This is a genomic window from Butyricimonas sp. DFI.6.44, assembly GCF_022132345.1.
In the GTDB taxonomy this organism is placed as follows: Bacteria; Bacteroidota; Bacteroidia; order Bacteroidales; family Marinifilaceae; genus Butyricimonas; species Butyricimonas muris.
The window spans coordinates 162,848-181,256 of sequence record NZ_JAKNJD010000004.1; the positions used below are offsets into that span (position 1 = coordinate 162,848).

11 protein-coding genes are annotated in these 18,409 nt (G+C 44.8%); 10 read left to right on the forward strand and 1 reads right to left on the reverse strand.

The window, feature by feature from the left end:
• Nucleotides 1–45 precede the first annotated feature (45 nt).
• On the reverse strand, nt 46–2,865 hold the full coding sequence (locus tag L0M98_RS07300) for a M16 family metallopeptidase (RefSeq protein ID WP_227215380.1): 2,820 nt from the start codon (nt 2,863–2,865) through the stop codon (nt 46–48).
• A 264-nt stretch (nt 2,866–3,129) separates the two neighbouring features.
• Here L0M98_RS07300 and L0M98_RS07305 point away from each other — a divergent pair, with 264 nt between their 5' ends.
• The 10 genes from L0M98_RS07305 (at nt 3,130) to L0M98_RS07350 (ending at nt 18,319) form a co-directional block, all read left to right on the forward strand.
• Nucleotides 3,130–4,353 (forward strand): mechanosensitive ion channel family protein, encoded by a 1,224-nt coding sequence (locus L0M98_RS07305; RefSeq protein WP_099290156.1) that lies wholly within the window; start codon nt 3,130–3,132, stop codon nt 4,351–4,353.
• A gap of 399 nt (nt 4,354–4,752) precedes the next feature.
• Nucleotides 4,753–5,619 carry a M23 family metallopeptidase gene (locus tag L0M98_RS07310; protein ID WP_099290395.1) on the forward strand — a complete coding sequence of 289 codons (867 nt, stop codon included), beginning with the start codon at nt 4,753–4,755 and terminating at the stop codon, nt 5,617–5,619.
• A 25-nt stretch (nt 5,620–5,644) separates the two neighbouring features.
• Nucleotides 5,645–6,817, forward strand: coding sequence for a 1-deoxy-D-xylulose-5-phosphate reductoisomerase (locus tag L0M98_RS07315; RefSeq protein WP_227215379.1), 1,173 nt, complete (start codon nt 5,645–5,647; stop codon nt 6,815–6,817).
• Nucleotides 6,818–6,911: 94 nt separating this feature from the next.
• Nucleotides 6,912–8,252 carry an RIP metalloprotease RseP gene (rseP, locus tag L0M98_RS07320; RefSeq protein ID WP_186977783.1) on the forward strand — a complete coding sequence of 447 codons (1,341 nt, stop codon included), beginning with the start codon at nt 6,912–6,914 and terminating at the stop codon, nt 8,250–8,252.
• A 7-nt stretch (nt 8,253–8,259) separates the two neighbouring features.
• Entirely contained in the window at nt 8,260–8,613 is a 354-nt protein-coding gene (locus L0M98_RS07325) for a carboxymuconolactone decarboxylase family protein (RefSeq protein WP_186977781.1), read from the forward strand.
• Nucleotides 8,614–8,779: 166 nt separating this feature from the next.
• Entirely contained in the window at nt 8,780–11,836 is a 3,057-nt protein-coding gene (locus L0M98_RS07330) for an ATP-binding protein (RefSeq protein WP_227215378.1), read from the forward strand.
• Nucleotides 11,837–11,843: 7 nt separating this feature from the next.
• Nucleotides 11,844–12,851, forward strand: a complete 1,008-nt coding sequence (locus L0M98_RS07335) for an endonuclease/exonuclease/phosphatase family protein (protein WP_227215377.1) — start codon at nt 11,844–11,846, stop codon at nt 12,849–12,851.
• A 150-nt stretch (nt 12,852–13,001) separates the two neighbouring features.
• On the forward strand, nt 13,002–13,928 hold the full coding sequence (locus L0M98_RS07340; RefSeq protein ID WP_227215376.1) for a magnesium transporter CorA family protein: 927 nt from the start codon (nt 13,002–13,004) through the stop codon (nt 13,926–13,928).
• A 146-nt stretch (nt 13,929–14,074) separates the two neighbouring features.
• The gene (locus L0M98_RS07345; protein WP_227215375.1) at nt 14,075–15,160 is read left to right on the forward strand and encodes an efflux RND transporter periplasmic adaptor subunit; all 1,086 of its coding nucleotides are present in this window, start codon (nt 14,075–14,077) and stop codon (nt 15,158–15,160) included.
• A 108-nt stretch (nt 15,161–15,268) separates the two neighbouring features.
• Nucleotides 15,269–18,319 carry an efflux RND transporter permease subunit gene (locus L0M98_RS07350; RefSeq protein WP_099290168.1) on the forward strand — a complete coding sequence of 1,017 codons (3,051 nt, stop codon included), beginning with the start codon at nt 15,269–15,271 and terminating at the stop codon, nt 18,317–18,319.
• Nucleotides 18,320–18,409 lie beyond the last annotated feature (90 nt).

Consider the following 18,409-nt stretch of genomic DNA (forward strand, 5'->3'; position numbering starts at 1 on the left):
AAAAAAGACCGCTTTTGAGCGGTCTTTTTTTATATCAAATAATAATTATTTTGCTTCCGGTATGAACATCATGTCAACCACGTCGGCACCCTTGAATAATTTCTTGGTGAATTTCTGTACATCCTTCGGGGTGATCTTGTCGATGATATTATCGAAGTTTTTCGGGTCGGTAATATCGATACCGCGGAGGTAGTAAGTTTGGATAGCACTCATCCAATAGTTATTGTGAGGTTTGGATTGTTCACGGTTTTTCTTCATGGTCGTGATAACCTTGCTGATCTCTTCCTGTGTAGGAGCTTCTTTCATTAACAAGTCGATTTCGGCATAGATTAATGATTTCAAGTGGTCAGCCTTATCCGGGTCGCAATCGAACATCATGCTCATGCTATAACTTTCGTACGGTTCTCTGGATGATCCGGCTTGAACGCTTACTCCATAGGTACCGCCTTCTTTTTCACGGATATTTGTCAGGTATCTTTGATCGAGTACTCCTTTCAAGATGTTTTGGCAGATATTGTCGTGAATACTGGTTTTCATATCTTTAGAGAAGCTCGTGATAACGGTAGCTTTTGGGTCTTGCAACGGAAGTTCGATCACCTTCACGGTTTTTCCTTTCGGGCCTCTTACCTTGTTGTCAACCCACTTCTCTTTGCGGTTGAAGGACTGCACGGAACCCAAGTATTTTTCAACCAACGGTTTCACGGTTTCAGCGTCAATGTTACCCACGATAAAGAACGTGAAGTCGCTGATATCTTTGATACGGTCACGATAAATTTCCTCGATTTGCTCTATACTGATCTTATCCAAGAATTCTTTCCCAAACAAAAGGGTTCTCGGGCTGTAATTGCTCATGATCATGTTAATAGAGTCCTGCATGATTTTTTTCGGGTTGTTGTTCATGTTCGCGATAGCCGCATAGTTACGTTGCATGATTGCATTGTGAACTTCTTTATCGAAACGAGGTTCCTCGAATTTCAAATAAATCAATTGCATCAAGGTTTCGAAATCCCCGGGAGTTGAACCACCACCGACAGATTCTGACAATCCGCCGATACCGATACCGACGTTTGCTTGTTTACCTGTCAACAATTTTTTCAAGGTAATAGCATCGTAGTCGCCTAATCCGTAAGCTCCAACGAAATCAGCGACAACTTGCGCGGAAGCTAATTTGTCAACACCGTATAGAGAGGTCCCCCCCTTGCTGTAAGAAGCCACGGCTACTTGGTCTTTCTCGAAATCTGCTTTGCGGAATACAACTTTCGCACCGTTTTCCAGTGTCCACTCTTCTGCTTCGAATTGCGGTAATTTCTTGGTAGCGATGATTTTTGAGCCTTTCAACTCTTTGTTGATCAGTTTGGCTTCGGCGGATTCGTCCTGATAGGGTTCAAGTTGAGAATCTTCAACTTTTTTCAACGTGGCGAGAGCCTCTGCTTCCGTGATGTGTTTCACACCTTCTGCCGGTCCTTGCACGATGATTACCATGTTGGTCGGAACGATATATTGTTTTGCCAATGCGGAAACTTCGTCAACGGTGATTGTCGGGATAACCGCTTTCGCGAACTCGTAATAGTAATCGAAGTCAACGATAGGATCTCCTTCAAGGAAGTTTTCTTTTATTTCATCGATATAGTCTTCGGAAGTGGTTTTGTCTTTTTGCTTGTTAGCCGATTCCAAACCTACCAACATGTTTGTTTTTGCTCTTTCGAGTTCTCCTTGCGTGAAGCCGAATCTTTTTACTCTTTCATTTTCACGGTAGATGGCTTCCAATGCTTCAGCTTCCTCGTTCGGTTTTGCTGTTGCCCCGAAGTAATAAGCGTTGACGCCTCTCACGATACCACCGGCGAAGCCTGCGCTTCCGTTGATGAAGGGAGGATTACCTTTTTGGAGTAATTCGTTGATGCGTTGAGCCAACATCGTGTTGTAGAATGATTGAACAAGTCCTTTCTTCAAGGCTTCGTTCAGTCCTTTTTCTTCTTTCGTGGGAGCCGGGTATTTGATGTAAACGGCGATGGAAGAATTAGTTACTTCCTTATCCGTGGCGCACACGAACTTGATTCCGTCGTGGGGAAGGACTTCGAAAGTTTCTCTCACGGCAGGATTTACCGGAGTCGGGATCTTGGAGAATAATTCCTTTACCTTTTGCTCCATTTTTTCAGCGTCGAAATCTCCGACAACTGCAATCGCTTGCAAATCGGGACGGTACCATTTGTGATAGTAATCGCGGAGAGTCTGGTATTTGAAGTTTTTGATGATGTCCAAATCACCGATTACATCTCTTTTCGCGTACTTGGAATCGTTCAAAAGAACCGGCATGGTTACAGCTCTCATGCGGAATCCCGCATCTCTTCTGGTTCTCCACTCTTCGGAAATAACGCCTCTTTCACCGTCGATTTCTTCGTCAACGAGCAGAAGGTAGTGCGACCAATCGTGAAGCACGAGCAGACAAGTGTCTAAAAGTCCTTCGTTCGTGGTGGGAACATCACTGATATTGTACACGGTTTCGTCTTGTGCGGTGTAGGCGTTCACGTTTCTACCGAATTCAACCCCGTGTTTTTCCAACATATTGGTGATACCTTTTCTTCCGGGGAAGTGTTTGGTACCGTTGAATGCCATGTGCTCCAAGAAGTGAGCCAATCCGTTCTGGTCATCGTTTTCGAGGATTGCTCCCACGTTCTGGATGATGTAGAAACTTGCTCTGTCCTTGGGTTCCGCGTTGTGGCGAATGTAGTAAGTCAAGCCGTTAGCTAATTTTCCCGTTCTGACATTCGGGTCTTTGGGAAGTGGTGCTTTCATGTCATATTGGGCGAACAAGCTAGAGCTGAGCAGCGCCAATAAAGCACACACGGTTAATAGTCTTTTTGTCATACGAATTATTTTAATGTTTTAATGTTTGTGTCTGCAAATATAGTAAAGTGTAAGCAAATTTATCCTGTCGCTTAAAATCTTTAACGTTAATTTATGGCGGAATTGTAAAAATAGAGAAAAATGAAGGCTTTACGGGGTAGTCGGAAAGATTATATGTTAATATGATTTTAACTTATCAGGTGTTTTGGAATCAGAAAAATCTGTAATTCTTAACTTTTTCCTGTTCAATTCTCGTATAGGGCATATAAAAAGGAGAGGAATAGTATGATTTGGAAGATAAATATAAGTAAGTGGTTTTCTTGGCTCAATTTAGGAATTAAAGATCCCGAAACGGCTTCACTCGTGGAGGTGATGTTGCAGATCGCGGTTATTTGTCTGATCGCTTTTTTATTCACTCTTTTTCTCCGTAAAGGAGTGATGAGGTTGCTTGCCAAAGTGGTCAAGCGTACCAAGACCAAGTGGGATGACGTGTTTTTGGATGAACATGTTTTCCAGAGAATTTTTAACTTGATACCCCCGCTGTTTATTGATTTTGCCTTTAAGATTGTTTACGGGAAGTGGGAGCATATTGAGCTTTTCCACCGTTTTATCGTGGCGTGGATTCTAGTGGTGGCGGGATACGTGATTGTCACGGTACTGGATGCCATTAACCGGATTTACGAGTCCTACCCGGTAGCGCGCGACAGACCTATCAAGGTGTTCGTGCAGGTAATCAAAATATTCGTGGTGTCGGCGGTCGTTATCACGATCGTGAGCGTGTTTATCGGGGAGTCGCCCCGTAATCTGTTGGTCGGATTGGGTGCTTTCGCGGCGGTATTGATGTTGGTTTTCAAAGACGCGATTCTGGGGTTTGTCGCGGGTGTGCAGTTGTTGTCCAATCAGATGGTGCGTATCGGGGACTGGATCGTGATGCCGAGTAATAACGCGAACGGGACGGTGCTGGAAATCAATTTGTACACGGTGAAGGTGCAAAATTGGGATATGACGATCACGACAGTGCCTACTTACCAGTTGGTTTCCAATTCTTTCACGAACTGGCGGGGAATGCAGGAATCGGCGGGACGGCGGATTATGCGCTCTATTAATATAGATATGAATTCGGTGCATTTCCTGTCGGATGAGGAGATCGCCATGTTGAGAAAATCTGACGTTCTGAAGGGATATATCGAGGATATACTTCCCGTGCTGACAGAACAGAACAAGGGGAAAGGGGATGTGTTGGACGAGAGGCGACTGACGAATTTGGGGATTTTCCGTCAATATGCCGTTCGGAAACTGGAAGCAAACCCGAATCTGAATATGGATATGACGTATATGGTGAGGCAATTGCAACCGTCTGCCACGGGAATCCCGTTGGAAATTTATTGTTTTTCACGTATTCAGGAGTGGGTGGCTTACGAGAAAGTGCAATCTGATATTTTCGATCATTTGCTTGCCGTGATGCCTTATTTTCATTTGCGTATCTACCAGTACCCGTCAAAATTGTAAACGAGGGGGGAAATCAATAGGTTTTTAGTGAGAAGATAGGGGACGGGGAAGGTTGCTATATCTATTTTTGAGGGTGTTGGTTGGGTAATACTTCTATTATACTTCTATCATACTTCCATGAAACTCCTATGACGATAGATTTTTGACCTTGCTTGGGTTGAATTTGTGTAGATTATTTTATAAATGACGTGTAAGATAAGTTCATTATATATTTACGTTTGTTATAGGTTTTCAGTATGATTAGGGTTGTTTTAGAGGGAAAAACGGAGTTGACTCGTGATGCGGGTGTGGCAATTTGTGGGCTATGCGGACGAAAGGCGGGTACTTTATAAACTTTCTAAACCTTCGGGATGGGAAAATTGGATTTTTGTACTATTTTTGGAGGCTAAAAATATTCGGATGAAGAGTAAGAAACGGAAATACTGGAATAAATTAAAGAATCGCTACAAGTTGACCATTTTTAATGAGTCTACCTACGAGGAGGTGATGCATCTTCGTCTATCCCCCTTGCAGGTGCTGACGGCTTTAAGCTCGTTGGCGGTGGTGTTGATTATTTTGACAATCATGTTAATCGCTTTCACGAATTTGAGAGAATTTATTCCCGGTTACCCGAGTCAACAGTTGAGAAGGCAGCTTACCCAGAATGCCTTACGGGTAGATTCTTTATTGAACGAGGTGGAGAAGAAAGATCGTTTCCTGCGTTCCATCCAGATGATTTTGAGGGACGAGGTGTTGGATACGACTCATTACATGGCTTCAAGCGAGAACGTAAAAATTAATTATGACACGACGATGTTGGGCGTGTCGCAAGAAGAAGCGGGTTTCCGGGAGGTGATGGAGAGAGAGGAGCGGTATAATTTGGCGTTGGGACAAGTCAGTTTTTCGGATGATGATTTCTATCATTTCTTTTCACCGTTGGACGGTATCGTGACGAATCATTTTGACGAGGGAACCCGTCATTACGGTGTCGATTTGGTTGCGAAGCAAAATTCTAACGTGTTGTCCGTGCTGGATGGTGTGGTGATCTTTACCGACTGGACGATCAAGACGGGATATGTTATTCAAGTGCAGCATCAAGGGAATCTGGTTTCAATATACAAGCATAATTCGGTGTTGTTGAAGAAGCAGGGTGATTTTGTACGAGCGGGAGAGGCTATTGCCGTGGTGGGAAACACGGGAGAGGAAACAACGGGACCGCATTTGCATTTTGAATTGTGGCAAGGGGGGAAAGCATTGAACCCGGAGACATTTATTAAATTTAAGTGATTGGAGTTTTTACGATTAGAAATTAATGAAAAATATAGCAATATTAGGATCGACCGGGTCTATCGGAACACAGACATTACAGGTAATCGAGGCTAACCCGGAACGGTTTTGCGTGGAAGTTCTCACGGCAAATAATCAGGTGGAGTTGTTGGCGCGGCAGGCGAAACAATTTAAACCTAATATGGTGGTGATCGGGAACGAGGAGAAGTTGGGGGAATTGCGGGATTTGTTGCGGGATGAAGATATAAAAGTGTACGGGGGAAGTGACGCTATCGCTCAAGTCGTGCGAACGTCTACTATTGACGTGGTGGTAACGGCAATGGTCGGGTATAGCGGTTTGCTCCCGACGATCAACGCGATAAAAGCGGGAAAGACGATCGCGTTGGCAAATAAAGAGACGCTGGTTGTCGCCGGGGATTTGATCAATCGTCTGGTCGAGGAGTACAAGGTGGCGATATTGCCCGTGGATTCGGAACATTCGGCAATTTTCCAGTGTTTGGTGGGAGAGCATAATAACCCGATAGAGAAGATATTGTTGACAGCTTCCGGGGGACCTTTCCGGGGGAAAGATCACGAGTATTTAAGGACGGTAACTGCCGCTCAAGCTCTGAAGCACCCGAATTGGCACATGGGCGCCAAGGTGACCATTGATTCCGCTTCGATGATGAACAAGGGATTCGAGGCTATCGAGGCGAAGTGGTTGTTCGGGGTGGAGCCTTCGCGGATTGAAGTGCTGGTGCATCCCCAATCCGTGGTACATTCGATGGTACAGTTTCAAGACGGGAACGTGAAAGCCCAACTGGGTGTGCCTGATATGCGTTTGCCTATACAATATGCGTTGACTTACCCGGAACGGGTACATTCCGATATTCCCCGTCTGGATTTTAGCGTGTGTTCTAACTTGACGTTCGAGAAACCGGATATAAAGACATTCCGCAATTTGGGACTTGCTTACGAGGCGATGAACCGCGGCGGTAATGCACCCTGCGTGTTGAATGCCGCGAACGAGGTGATGGTGGCTGCCTTCCTGCAAGGGGAAATCTCCTTCACGGCGATGTCCGACGTGATAGAGAAAACGCTGGATAAAGTCAGTTTCATCGGACAGCCGACGTTGGAGGATTATATAGCGACCGACCGGGAGGGACGGAGAATAGCAGAGCAATTGAAAATTGAAAATGCAAAATTGAAAATGAAGTAATCACAGGATCGGGAATCATTAAATCACTTCACGGGCGGGAGGGATTGTGTGGTCGGAATCTAAAATCTAAAATCAATAAATCTAAAATCAGAACATGGATGTATTAGTGAAGATATTACAGTTTTTGTTGAGTTTGTCGATTCTCGTGATGTTGCACGAGATGGGACATTTCTTTATGGCAAAACTTTTCAAGGTACGGGTGGAGAAGTTTTTTATTTTCTTCAACCCGTGGTTTTCGATTTTCCGTTTTAAAAAGGGGGAAACCGAGTACGGGATGGGGTGGTTGCCTTTGGGGGGATACGTGAAGATCTCCGGGATGATTGACGAGTCGATGGATTTGGAGCAGATGAAAGAGCCGCCAAAACCTTATGAATTTCGTTCCAAACCGGCATGGCAAAGGTTGCTAATCATGATTGGCGGGGTGTTGGTGAATTTCCTGCTGGCATTCTTTATATATATCATGGTGCTTTATACTTGGGGCGAGGAGTATCTGCCGGCGGAAAACGTGAAATACGGTGTCGTGTGTGACAGCATTATGTTGGACGCGGGGGTGCGTAACGGGGATATCGTTTTGTCTTTCGATAACAAAAAAGTGGAGCGTTTCAGTGATATCATGCTTCATCTTTTGCTGGATGAGCCGAAGACTATGCAAGTGCTACGGGATGAACGGGTTGTGAGCCTTGAAATACCTCCTACTCTGGTCAAGAAGATACTGGCTTATTCCTCCAATGGTTTTGACCAGAAGGCTTTGTTGGCACCTCGTTACAAGTATAACGGTGAGATTGTGGCTTTCGCTCAAGACGCACCGGCAAGGAATGCCGGGATGTTGGCGACTGACACGATTATCGAGGTGGACGGACGGGGATTTACTTATTATGACGAGTTCCAGTCACTGGTGATGAATCATCGGGATAGCGTGATGAACGTGAGAGTGTTGCGAGGGCAGGATACATTAACTCTCTATCTCGATATGGGCGACTCCAAGCTCATGGGGATACAGCCGAGGATTATAGCCGATTTCGAATTTGCCGTGAAAAAATATTCATTCTTGGAGTCCGTGCCCGCGGGTATCAACATGGGAGTGGATAAGGTAAAATCTTATTTGAAGCAGTTCAAGTTGTTTGAAAACGCGGAGGCGTTCAAATCTTTGGGTGGTTTCGTGTCTATCGGGAATGTCTTCCCGAGTGTATGGGATTGGCACGCGTTCTGGGATTTGACGGCTTTCCTGTCATTGATTCTGGGTGTGATGAACCTGTTGCCTATACCGGCTTTGGACGGGGGGCACGTGGTATTCCTGTTGTACGAGGTGATTACCCGTCGCAAGCCGAACGAGAAGTTTATGGAGAATGCCCAGATAGCGGGAATGTTCTTTTTGATATTCTTGTTGCTATTCGCGAATATAAATGATATTTTGAAGTTGATCGGAATTTATTGAAAGAGTTATGAGTGAAATGGTTGAACAGTTCCGGGCGTACCGGGCTAAAATGAACGAAAAGATTCTTGCCGCTGATAATAAGGTAATCAAACGTATCTATAATTTGGATACGAATACATATATGGATGGCGCTTTGTCCGCCAAGGTGAAAGAGATGTTGGGATTGGCAACTTCCATGGTCTTGCGTTGTGACGATTGTATCAAGTATCATCTGGAAAAGTGTCATCAACTCGGGGTGACCACGGAGGAGTTGTTCGAGATATTCTCGGTAGCCAATCTTGTCGGGGGAACTATCGTGATTCCCCACACGAGGCGGGCGTTGGAGTATTGGGAGGAACTGGGGAAATATTCGGTGATTTAGTGATTGCCGATTCCGTGATTTGCGAAGTGCGGGCAAGGTAGGGAAATTAATTCATTTTCCGGTTGTTAGTTTAAGCTATATTTGTACCTTTGTACTCGTTTATAAAGGTAAATGTGGCATGTGCTTAAAGAATATTTTACGGATCGGTTTTTTATTCATTTTTGTTTTGTTTGAGTTTTCGGCCTTGTGGGCTCGTGATCGGGATAATGTCTTGGTTATTAATTCGTACACGGATGTTACCGTGTGGTCGAATTACGTGATTGACAGCCTTCGGAAAGATCCTTCGATCGAGGAGGATATTCTTGTCGAGTCCCTCAATATGCTTTTGGTCGAGGAGGATTCCATCGCGCGGCAAAGGAAACGTTTGATAATAGAAAAACATTCGATTCCATTGCCTCGTTGTATTGTGGTACTCGGGTCTCCCGCGTGGTGCTTGTTTGAAGATGCTTTTCGCGGAGTGTGGAAAGATGTTCCGATAATCTTTTGCGTGCAGGAAGATTATGTGACGTCGTGGACTTCCGTGTTGGGGAAAGAAGAGATTGTTCCGGGAGAGATGAAATCTTTTCGGGAACTGATAAAAGGATATAATGCCACGGTTGTCGAATGCCCCATTCACGTGAGGGGCACGATTGATGAAATGAAATTGTTGCTTCCCGGAATGGAAAAGGTAGTCCTTATTTCCGATCATCGTTATGTTAGTGCGCAGGTAAGATACGAGATGCGGGAAGTTTGTCAGAAGTATTTTCCGGATCTTCAAGTAAGTTATTTCACGGAAGGGGAGATGACTATGGATGATATGTTGGATTCAATATCTTCTTTTGATATAAATAAGGTTGGGTTACTGTATTTCTCTTGGTTTCAACGCGAGGGTATGGTCGGTAATAAATATATTTCATGTAATAATCATAAGACGATAAGTACTTTCGATCATCATCCCGTGTTTATATTGGAAGATATAGGGATTGAGGATGGAGAGCTGGCGGGAGGATATTTTTATTCGGGACAAGAGTTCGGGCATACGGTCGCCCGGACATTACGGGAGATCATGGCGGGAAAGAGTCCCAAGGATGTTGCTTGGCAACAAGTTGAACCGGATAATTATTTGTGTTATAATGTATTGCAGAAAGCCGGTATTCCCACGTCGATATATCCTGATAACGCGCATTACTTTTTTGTTCCGGAGAGTTTCTGGTCCAAGAACCGGTACATGATATTTGTTGTTGCCGTTTTATTGTTTTCTCTTTATTTGATGTGGGAGAGGATACGTTTGATGAGGAAGGAACGGTCTTTGCACGAGAAGGAATTGTCTTTTTTGAAAAAATACGAGGCATTATTTAATAATATGCCTATCGCGTATACGAAGCATAAATTGATATACAATAGTCGGGGGGAACTGGAGGATTATGTCGTGCAAGTTATTAATCCCATGTTTTGCAAGTATTTTAAAGGTGGTGAGAATATTGTTGGCAAGAGAGGGAGTGAGATTCTGAATAGTAATTATAAAGAGTATCTTGTCTTGTACAAGACGATGCTTGCCGAAAAGAAGTCTTTCACGATAGAGTATTATCACAAGGCTATCGAGAAATATTTCGAGGTGTTGCTTGTCGCTTCGGAACAAGTCGGGATGATCGATGTTTTTTGCGTGGATATTACCGATTTACGGAACACGAGAGCGCTGTTGGAGTCCGTGAATTATAAGTTGGCAATGGCTTTAGATGTTGCCAATATTATCCCGTGGCGTTGGAATTTGGAGGACGGGACTATGTTGTGTGATGTGAATCGTCCGATAGAGTTGCAACATTACCAAGGAAGTGAAGATACTTTGTCTGTACCTCAAGATCAATACTTCTCCAAGATTCACAAGGATGACAGGGAACGTGTACGTGCGGCTTATTCTGCCTTGATCGAGGGAAAGGTGGAAAAGATAAAAGAGGAGTACCGGGTTCTGGACAGGAATAATCACCATTATTCATTCGAGTGGGTGGAAGCGCAGGCTGCCGTGGAGAAAAAGGATAAGAACGGAAAGGCTTTATCATTGGTCGGTTCTTCTTTGGTTATCACGGGACGTAAGAAGATGGAACTGGATTTACGGGAGGCGAAGGAACATGCCGAAGAATCCAATCGTCTGAAGTCGGCTTTCCTCGCGAATATGAGCCACGAGATCAGAACGCCGTTGAATGCTATTGTCGGTTTTTCCAATATATTGGCTTCCGCGGAAGAGGAGCGTGAAAAGCAGGAGTACGTGAATATCATCGAGAATAATAACAAGTTGCTCTTGCAGTTGATTAATGATATTCTCGATCTCTCGAAAATCGAATCCGGTTCGATGGAGTTTGTTTATTCGGATTTTGATTTGAACGCTTTGTTGCATGAACTGGAGCAAACCTCCGCGTTGCGATTGACAACTTCCGCGGTGGAAATTGTTTTCGAGGAAGGATTGCCGGAATGTTGTATCCATATGGAGAAGAACCGATTGACTCAAGTTATAGCGAATTTGATTAATAACGCGACGAAATTCACGGAAAAGGGAAGTATTCGCTTCGGGTATCATTTGCTGGAAAAGAATACCTTGTATTTTTACGTGACGGATACCGGTTGCGGAATTAGTGCCGATAAGAAAGAGGCTATCTTTGAACGTTTTGTGAAATTAAATTCTTTCGCCCAAGGAACGGGGTTAGGATTGCCAATTTGTAAAACTATCGTGGAACGAATGGGTGGAAAAATAGGGGTAGAGTCGGAAATCGGTAATGGCTCTACATTTTGGTTTACAGTACCTTATAATCCCGTGAAATTGCATCACGAGGAGAACAAAAAAGACGAGTTTATCATACAGGAGGCGGTGGAAAAGGACAAATTGAAAATTCTGATTGCCGAGGACAACCCGAGTAATTACATGCTTTTCGAGTCTATTCTGAAGAAAGATTATAAGCTGCTACACGCGTGGAACGGGATAGAAGCGGTGAATTTGTTCGAGGAACATCGCCCGCATCTGGTGTTGATGGATATTAATATGCCGGAATTGAACGGATACGAGGCGGTTCAAAAGATACGTAAAATATCTTCAACCGTACCCGTTATTGCCGTTACGGCGTATGCTTATGCCTCGGATGAAGAGAAAATCATGGCGAGTGGTTTCGATGCTTATGCCGCCAAGCCGATTAACGCGAATGCGTTGAAAAGTAAAATTATTCATTTGCTGGAAAAAAGGATTATTTTATTGTAATATGTTGATGAGAAGGACTATCGGATGTTTCGTTCTTCTCTTTTGCCTGCTTCACGGAAGGGTGTCAGGACAGACGGATTCTTGTCGAGTGGTGTTTTATAATGTTGAGAATCTGTTTGATACTCGTAAAGATTCTTTGAGAGCGGACGGAGATTTTACCCCGAGGGGAAAAATGTATTGGACGAAAGAACGTTATTACCGGAAAATATTGAATGTGTCAAGGGCGCTGCTTGCGAGCGAAAGATTGCCGACGATTATCGGTCTCGCGGAAGTGGAGAATCGACAGGTTTTATTTGACCTGATTCGAAAAACCGGATTGGCTGACGGGAATTACGGGATTGTACACGAGGATTCGCCTGACGCGAGAGGGATTGATGCGGCTCTTTTGTATAATACAACGGTGTTTCGGGAATTGAGAAGTCAATTTTTCCCAGTGGAATTGAGGAAAGGGGAAACCACCCGGGATATCCTTTATTGCAAAGGGGTATTGAGGGAAGTCGATACGTTGCATTTTTTTGTCTGTCACTTTCCTTCCATGCGGGGCGGGGAGGCTAAAAGTGAATGGAAACGGGTGAAAGCGGCTTCTGTTGTAAGGGAGAAAGTTGATTCAATACAATCGTGTCAGCCGGAAGCGATGATCGTGATTATGGGGGATATGAACGGACGGGCAAATACTCGTGCACAACAGGCGTTGGGAACGAAAAATCCGGAGGGACAAGAAATAAACTCCCGCGATCTTTATAATACCGGTTATTATTTGTTGGGAAAGACTCGGGGAAGTTATCGTTTCAAGGGAGAGTGGCAGACGCTGGATCACGTGATTGTTTCCGGGACTTTGTTGGACGGAAAGCATGGTTTGCGTTCTTCCGGGCGAATGGAAATAGTGGCTTCCGATTTTTTGATGGAGGAAGAAAAGGGAAGTTTTGGAAAACGTCCGAAACCGACTTACAGGGGGCCAAAGTATATCGGTGGGTATAGCGATCATCTTCCCGTGTTTATTGATCTGAAAAAATAAAACCAGTTGTAAAGCAACTATCTTAAAAATAAAAGATTACTTTTGTGGCAAAATTCATAGAACAAGATATGGACGACTATCATCAACGGTATTAATCTGAGTAGGGGTTCCGAATAAAGCCTCTATTCATAAATTGAAGGAGGAATTATTATGAGAACTTTCCTAATGGGTAAAGTAGGGTTCGTTGAGAAAAAAATATGGGAACCCAATTGCTGGATTAATGTTGTTTCACCAACTCAAGAAGATATTCGATATTTAATCGACGAAAAGGGTGTTCCCGAGGCTTTTATTGATGACATCGAGGACGTTGACGAGCGTTCCCGTCTGGAAGTGGAAGAGGGATGGACGCTGATGATTATGCGTATTCCTTTCAAATCGGTAGATAACAGTATTCCTTTTATCACGGTGCCTCTGGGTATTATCGTGAAGGGGGATGTGTTCGTGACCGTGTGTTATCACCAGACGGCAATGATACCGGATTTTATCAATTATGTGATCCGGAAGAATCTGGAGATCGAGAATAACTGGGACTTGGTGTTCCGCCTTTTCCTGTCTTCTTCGGTTTGGTATTTGAAATACTTGAAGCAAATCAATGCGCAGATGCACATGGCGGAGGTGGAACTGGAGAAGTCCATTCGTAACGAGGAGTTGCAGCGATTGTTGAAGATCGAAAAGTCTTTGGTCTTTTTTATCACTTCGTTGCGAGGAAATGATAATTTGCTGATCAAGATGAAGACGTTGAAGGTACAGCGGCAATTTTTTGACGAGGATCTGGTGGAAGACGTGGAGATCGAGTTGCGGCAGGCACAGGATTCCGCTCGAATATACAGCGATATATTGAGCGGGACGATGGATGCTTACGCTTCGGTGATATCCAATAATTTGAATATAGTGATGAAACGATTGACTTCTATCTCTATTATCTTGATGTTGCCGACGTTGATAGCCAGTTTGTACGGGATGAACGTGCCCAATTCACTGGAGGAAAACCCGTATGGTTTTTTGATCGTGATCGTGATATCCATTCTTTTTTCCGTGTTCGGGTTCGTGGTGTTCAAGTGGAGGCATTGGTTCTGAAATTAAATTTAAAATCCTTGGTATTTTAACAAAGTCTTAACGGTTTGCCAATAAACTTTTGAAGATATTTGATGTCTTAACAATAGTGTCGTGAATGCCTGTGAAGTAAGCGAACACTAAGGTAATTGTATGTAATGTTTTTAATTATGAACAAAGGATTAAAAAGAGTTTTACAGATAGGTATACCGATTGTTGTTGTGGGTATTATATTGATTCCTCGTTTGGATTTTTTTTCAAGTGATAGTGCTGACGATAGCCCGAAAACGGCTGCATCACCCCGTGCCGCATCGAGGGGAGCGCTACCGGTAACCGGTATTGTGGCCTCTCTTGCAACTTCTTCAACCGGTATTCCGGTGACGGGATCGTTGGTGGCTAACGAGGAGGTGGAGTTGGTTTCGGAGACTGCCGGGAAAATTGTTGAGATCGCGTTTAAGGAGGGGGCTCGTGTAAAGAAGGGGGATTTGTTGGTGAAGGTGGACGATTCCGATTTGAAGGCTCAGTTGGAGCGGTTGGAGTTTCAAAAGAAATTGCAGGAAGCGAAGTTGGAGCGTTTGCGGGTGTTGTTGAAGCGGGAGTCGATAAGCGTGGAAGAATTTCAGCAGTTGGAAACGGAGTATAATATGAATCTGGCGGATATCGAACTTCTGAAGGTGAAGATTATCCGTACCGAGATTCGGGCTCCCTTTGACGGGCAAATGGGTTTTCGATACGTGAGCGTGGGGAGTTACCTGCAACCCAGCACGAAAGTATCTACAATCGTGGATAATTCTTTTCTGAAAGTAGAATTTGTGATACCCGAGAAATATATCGTGGGAGTTCCTATCGTGGGCAGGAAGATTGATTTTGAAGTGGCGGGATTGGAGCATGATATTAGCGCGGAAGTGTATGCCGTAGACCCGCAGATCAATGATAAGCATGCAGCTATATTGCGTGCCCGTTATCGAAACACGGATAACCTGATGGCGGGAATGTTCGTGAAGGGACAATGGAACACGGCGGAAGGATTGAAATTTATTTTGATTCCCACGGAAGCCGTGGTGCCCGAAATGAACGGTAAGCGTTTGTGGGTACTGAAAAACGGTAAAGCAACCAGTGTCGCCGTGCAGACGGAAAGCCGCGATAATAAATTTGTTGAGGTAACGGCAGGAATCCAAATCGGGGATACCGTGTTGACCGGCGGATTGATGCAGTTGCGTGAAGGGATGGCGGTGAATGTAAGCCTTAATAATTGAAAGTTGAAAATTGAAAATGAAAAGGCGCGGGGCTTATGGAGGTGAAATCCTAAGCGTCGGTCTTGTGCGGTAGGAATCTAAAATCTAAAATTTAAAATCTAAAATTAGATGAGTTTATCTTCGACATGTATAAAACGTCCCGTGTTGGCTACCGTGTTGAACCTGCTTTTGGTGATTGTCGGTTCAATCGGGTTGTTGTATTTGGGAGTACGCGATTACCCGAGTGTTGATCCCCCGGTGATTTCGGTTTCCACGTCTTTCGTGGGGGCGAATGCCGACGTGATCGAAACGCAGATTACCGAGCCGTTGGAGTCGGCGATTAACGGTATTCAAGGAATCCGTTCGCTAAGTAGTACCAGCCGTGACGGGCAGAGTCGAATTACGATAGAATTTGAGTTGGACGTGGATTTGGAAACTGCCGCTAATGACGTGCGTGATAAGGTTTCCGGTTCTTTGCGGCGTTTGCCGAAAGATATAGACCCGCCTACCGTTTACAAGGCGGATGCGGATGCCCAACCTATATTTGCTATTTCTTTGCGAAGTGGACAACGTTCTCTGATTGACTTGAGCGGTTATGCCGAACGTTATTACAAGGAACGGTTGCAGACGATTCCCGGGGTTAGTAGCGTGGATATTTGGGGAGAGAAGCGTTATTCGGTGCGCTTGCGGATGGACCCGGCGTTACTGGCAGCTTACGGGCTGACGCCGATGGACGTGCAGAGTGCCGTGGAAAAAGAAAATATCGAGTTGCCTTCCGGTCGTATCGAGGGGGATAACACGGAATTGACGATTAGGACGTTGGGGCGTTTGATGTCGATAGATGATTTCAATAATCTGGTGATAGCCCGTAATGGTGCACAGATTATCCGGTTTAGCGATATCGGTGTCGCGGAAGTTGATGCCGAGAATACCCGAAGTATAGCCAAGCGTAACGGGATTCCGATGGTGATGTGTGCCTTGATACCGCAGCCGGGTGCAAACTATATCGATATCGCAGATAGGGCATACGTGGTGATGAAGGATTTGGAGAAGGATTTGCCAGATGATATTGACGCGACAATCGCTTTCGATAACACGGTATTTATCCGTAGTTCTATCAACGAGGTGCAGGATACCATATTCGAGGCGTTTATCATGGTGGTATTGATTATATTCTTGTTCCTGAGGAGCTGGCGGACGACATTGATTCCCGTGCTGGCAATCCCGATATCATTGATAGCCTCTTTCTTTATCATGTATATTGCCGGTTTCACGATCAATATTCTGACCTTGCTTGCCGTCGTGCTGTCGATCGGGTTGGTGGTGGACGATGCTATCGTGGTGATGGAGAATATTTTTACGAAGATAGAGCAGGGAATGTCGCCTTTGCAAGCGGGATTCAAGGGGGCTAACGAGATTTTCTTTGCCGTAATCGCTACCACGGTGGTGCTGGTGGCGGTGTTCTTCCCAATTGTATTTTTGGAAGGGACGACAGGACGGTTGTTCCGTGAGTTTAGTATTGTTATTGCCGGGGCGGTTTGCGTGTCGTCATTCGTGGCGTTGACGTTTACCCCGATGATTTCCACTAAATTATTGACCCGGGATGCTGCCAAGAATTGGTTTTACCGGAAAACGGAACCTTTCTTCGTGGGGATGACCGATATGTACAGGCGTTGGTTGCAGATGTTCTTGAAAGTGCGTTATGTATCCATTATTATCCTTTGCGCTTCCGGGGTGGCTATTTATTTTCTTTGGTTGTTGATACCGTCAGAGATGGCTCCTTTGGAAGACCGTTCCAATATTCGCTTGAATTCGGTGGCGCCGGAGGGTGCGACATACGAATACATGAGCCGGTACGCGGATGAGATTTCAACTTTTGTTGAGGATTTTGTGCCGGAGCAGGAGAAAGTCATCGAGTTTATCGGGGGCGGACAGACGAATCGGGCGAGCTTGCAGTTGTGGTTGGTTGATGCGGATGACAGGAAACGTACACAACAGGAGATTGCCGATGAACTTGCTTTGAAGGTAAGACAATTTACAGGGGCTCGTACTTTGGTTTCACAACAACAGACGTTCGGAGGACGTCGCGGTGGATTGCCCGTGGAATACGTGATTCAGGCGAAGAATCTGGAAGATCTGAAAGAGATGCTGCCCGTGTTTATGGATGAGGTGAATAAAAGTCCGATGTTCTCGGCTTCCGATTTGAACTTGAAATTCACGAAACCGGAGTTGACCGTGAACATTGACCGCGATAAGGCGGCAGCCATGGGGGTTTCCGTGCAGGATATCGCTCAAACGTTGCAGTTGACGATGAGCGAGCAACGTGTCGGGTATTATATTATGGACGGGAAGCAGTACCAGATATTGAGCCAGTTGGAACGTAAAGACCGGAATAAACCGAGTGACCTGCAAGGTATATACGTGAGAAATGCCAATAAAGAGTTGGTGCATCTGGATAACTTGATTTCTATTAGCGAGAGTTCGATGCCGCCGCAGTTGTATCGTTACGATCGTTTCGTGTCGGCAACCGTATCGGCAGGATTGGCGAAAGGGGTAACGCTTTCACAAGGATTGGAGGAGATGGACCGGATTGCTGACCGGGTGCTGAATGACGATTTTAAGACTACTTTGTCCGGTACTTCGAAAGATTTCGTGGAAAGTTCTTCCAGTCTGATGTTTGCTTTCATGTTGGCATTGGTATTTATTTATCTGGTATTGGCGGCACAGTTCGAAAGTTTCCGGGATCCGTTGATTATCATGTTTACCGTGCCTTTGGCTTTGATCGGAGCAATGGTGACCTTGTGGTACTTCGGGCAGACGATGAATATTTTCAGCCAGATCGGTATTATCATGTTAGTCGGATTGGTATCTAAAAACGGTATTCTGATCGTGGAATTTGCGAATCAACGTAAGGCGGCAGGCTTATCCATGAGGGAAGCAATCGAGGATTCTGCCGTGGCACGTTTGCGCCCGATTCTGATGACCAGTTTATCCACGATATTAGGTATTTTGCCGATGGCAATGGCGACGGGAGCCGGGGCAGAAAGCCGTGTCGCAATGGGTATAGCCGTGGTGGGCGGTATGGTCTGTTCCACGTTATTGACTCTTTTTGTGATTCCGGCTATTTACACGTATTTGTCAGCAAAGAAAGTGCGGATCATAGAAGAAATTGAAAATTGAAAATGGATATATTCATGAGTTTTTTGAAAGGAATAAAACAAGTTGATATGATAAAATGTGGGTTACAATATAAGAGAATTGCATTGAAGG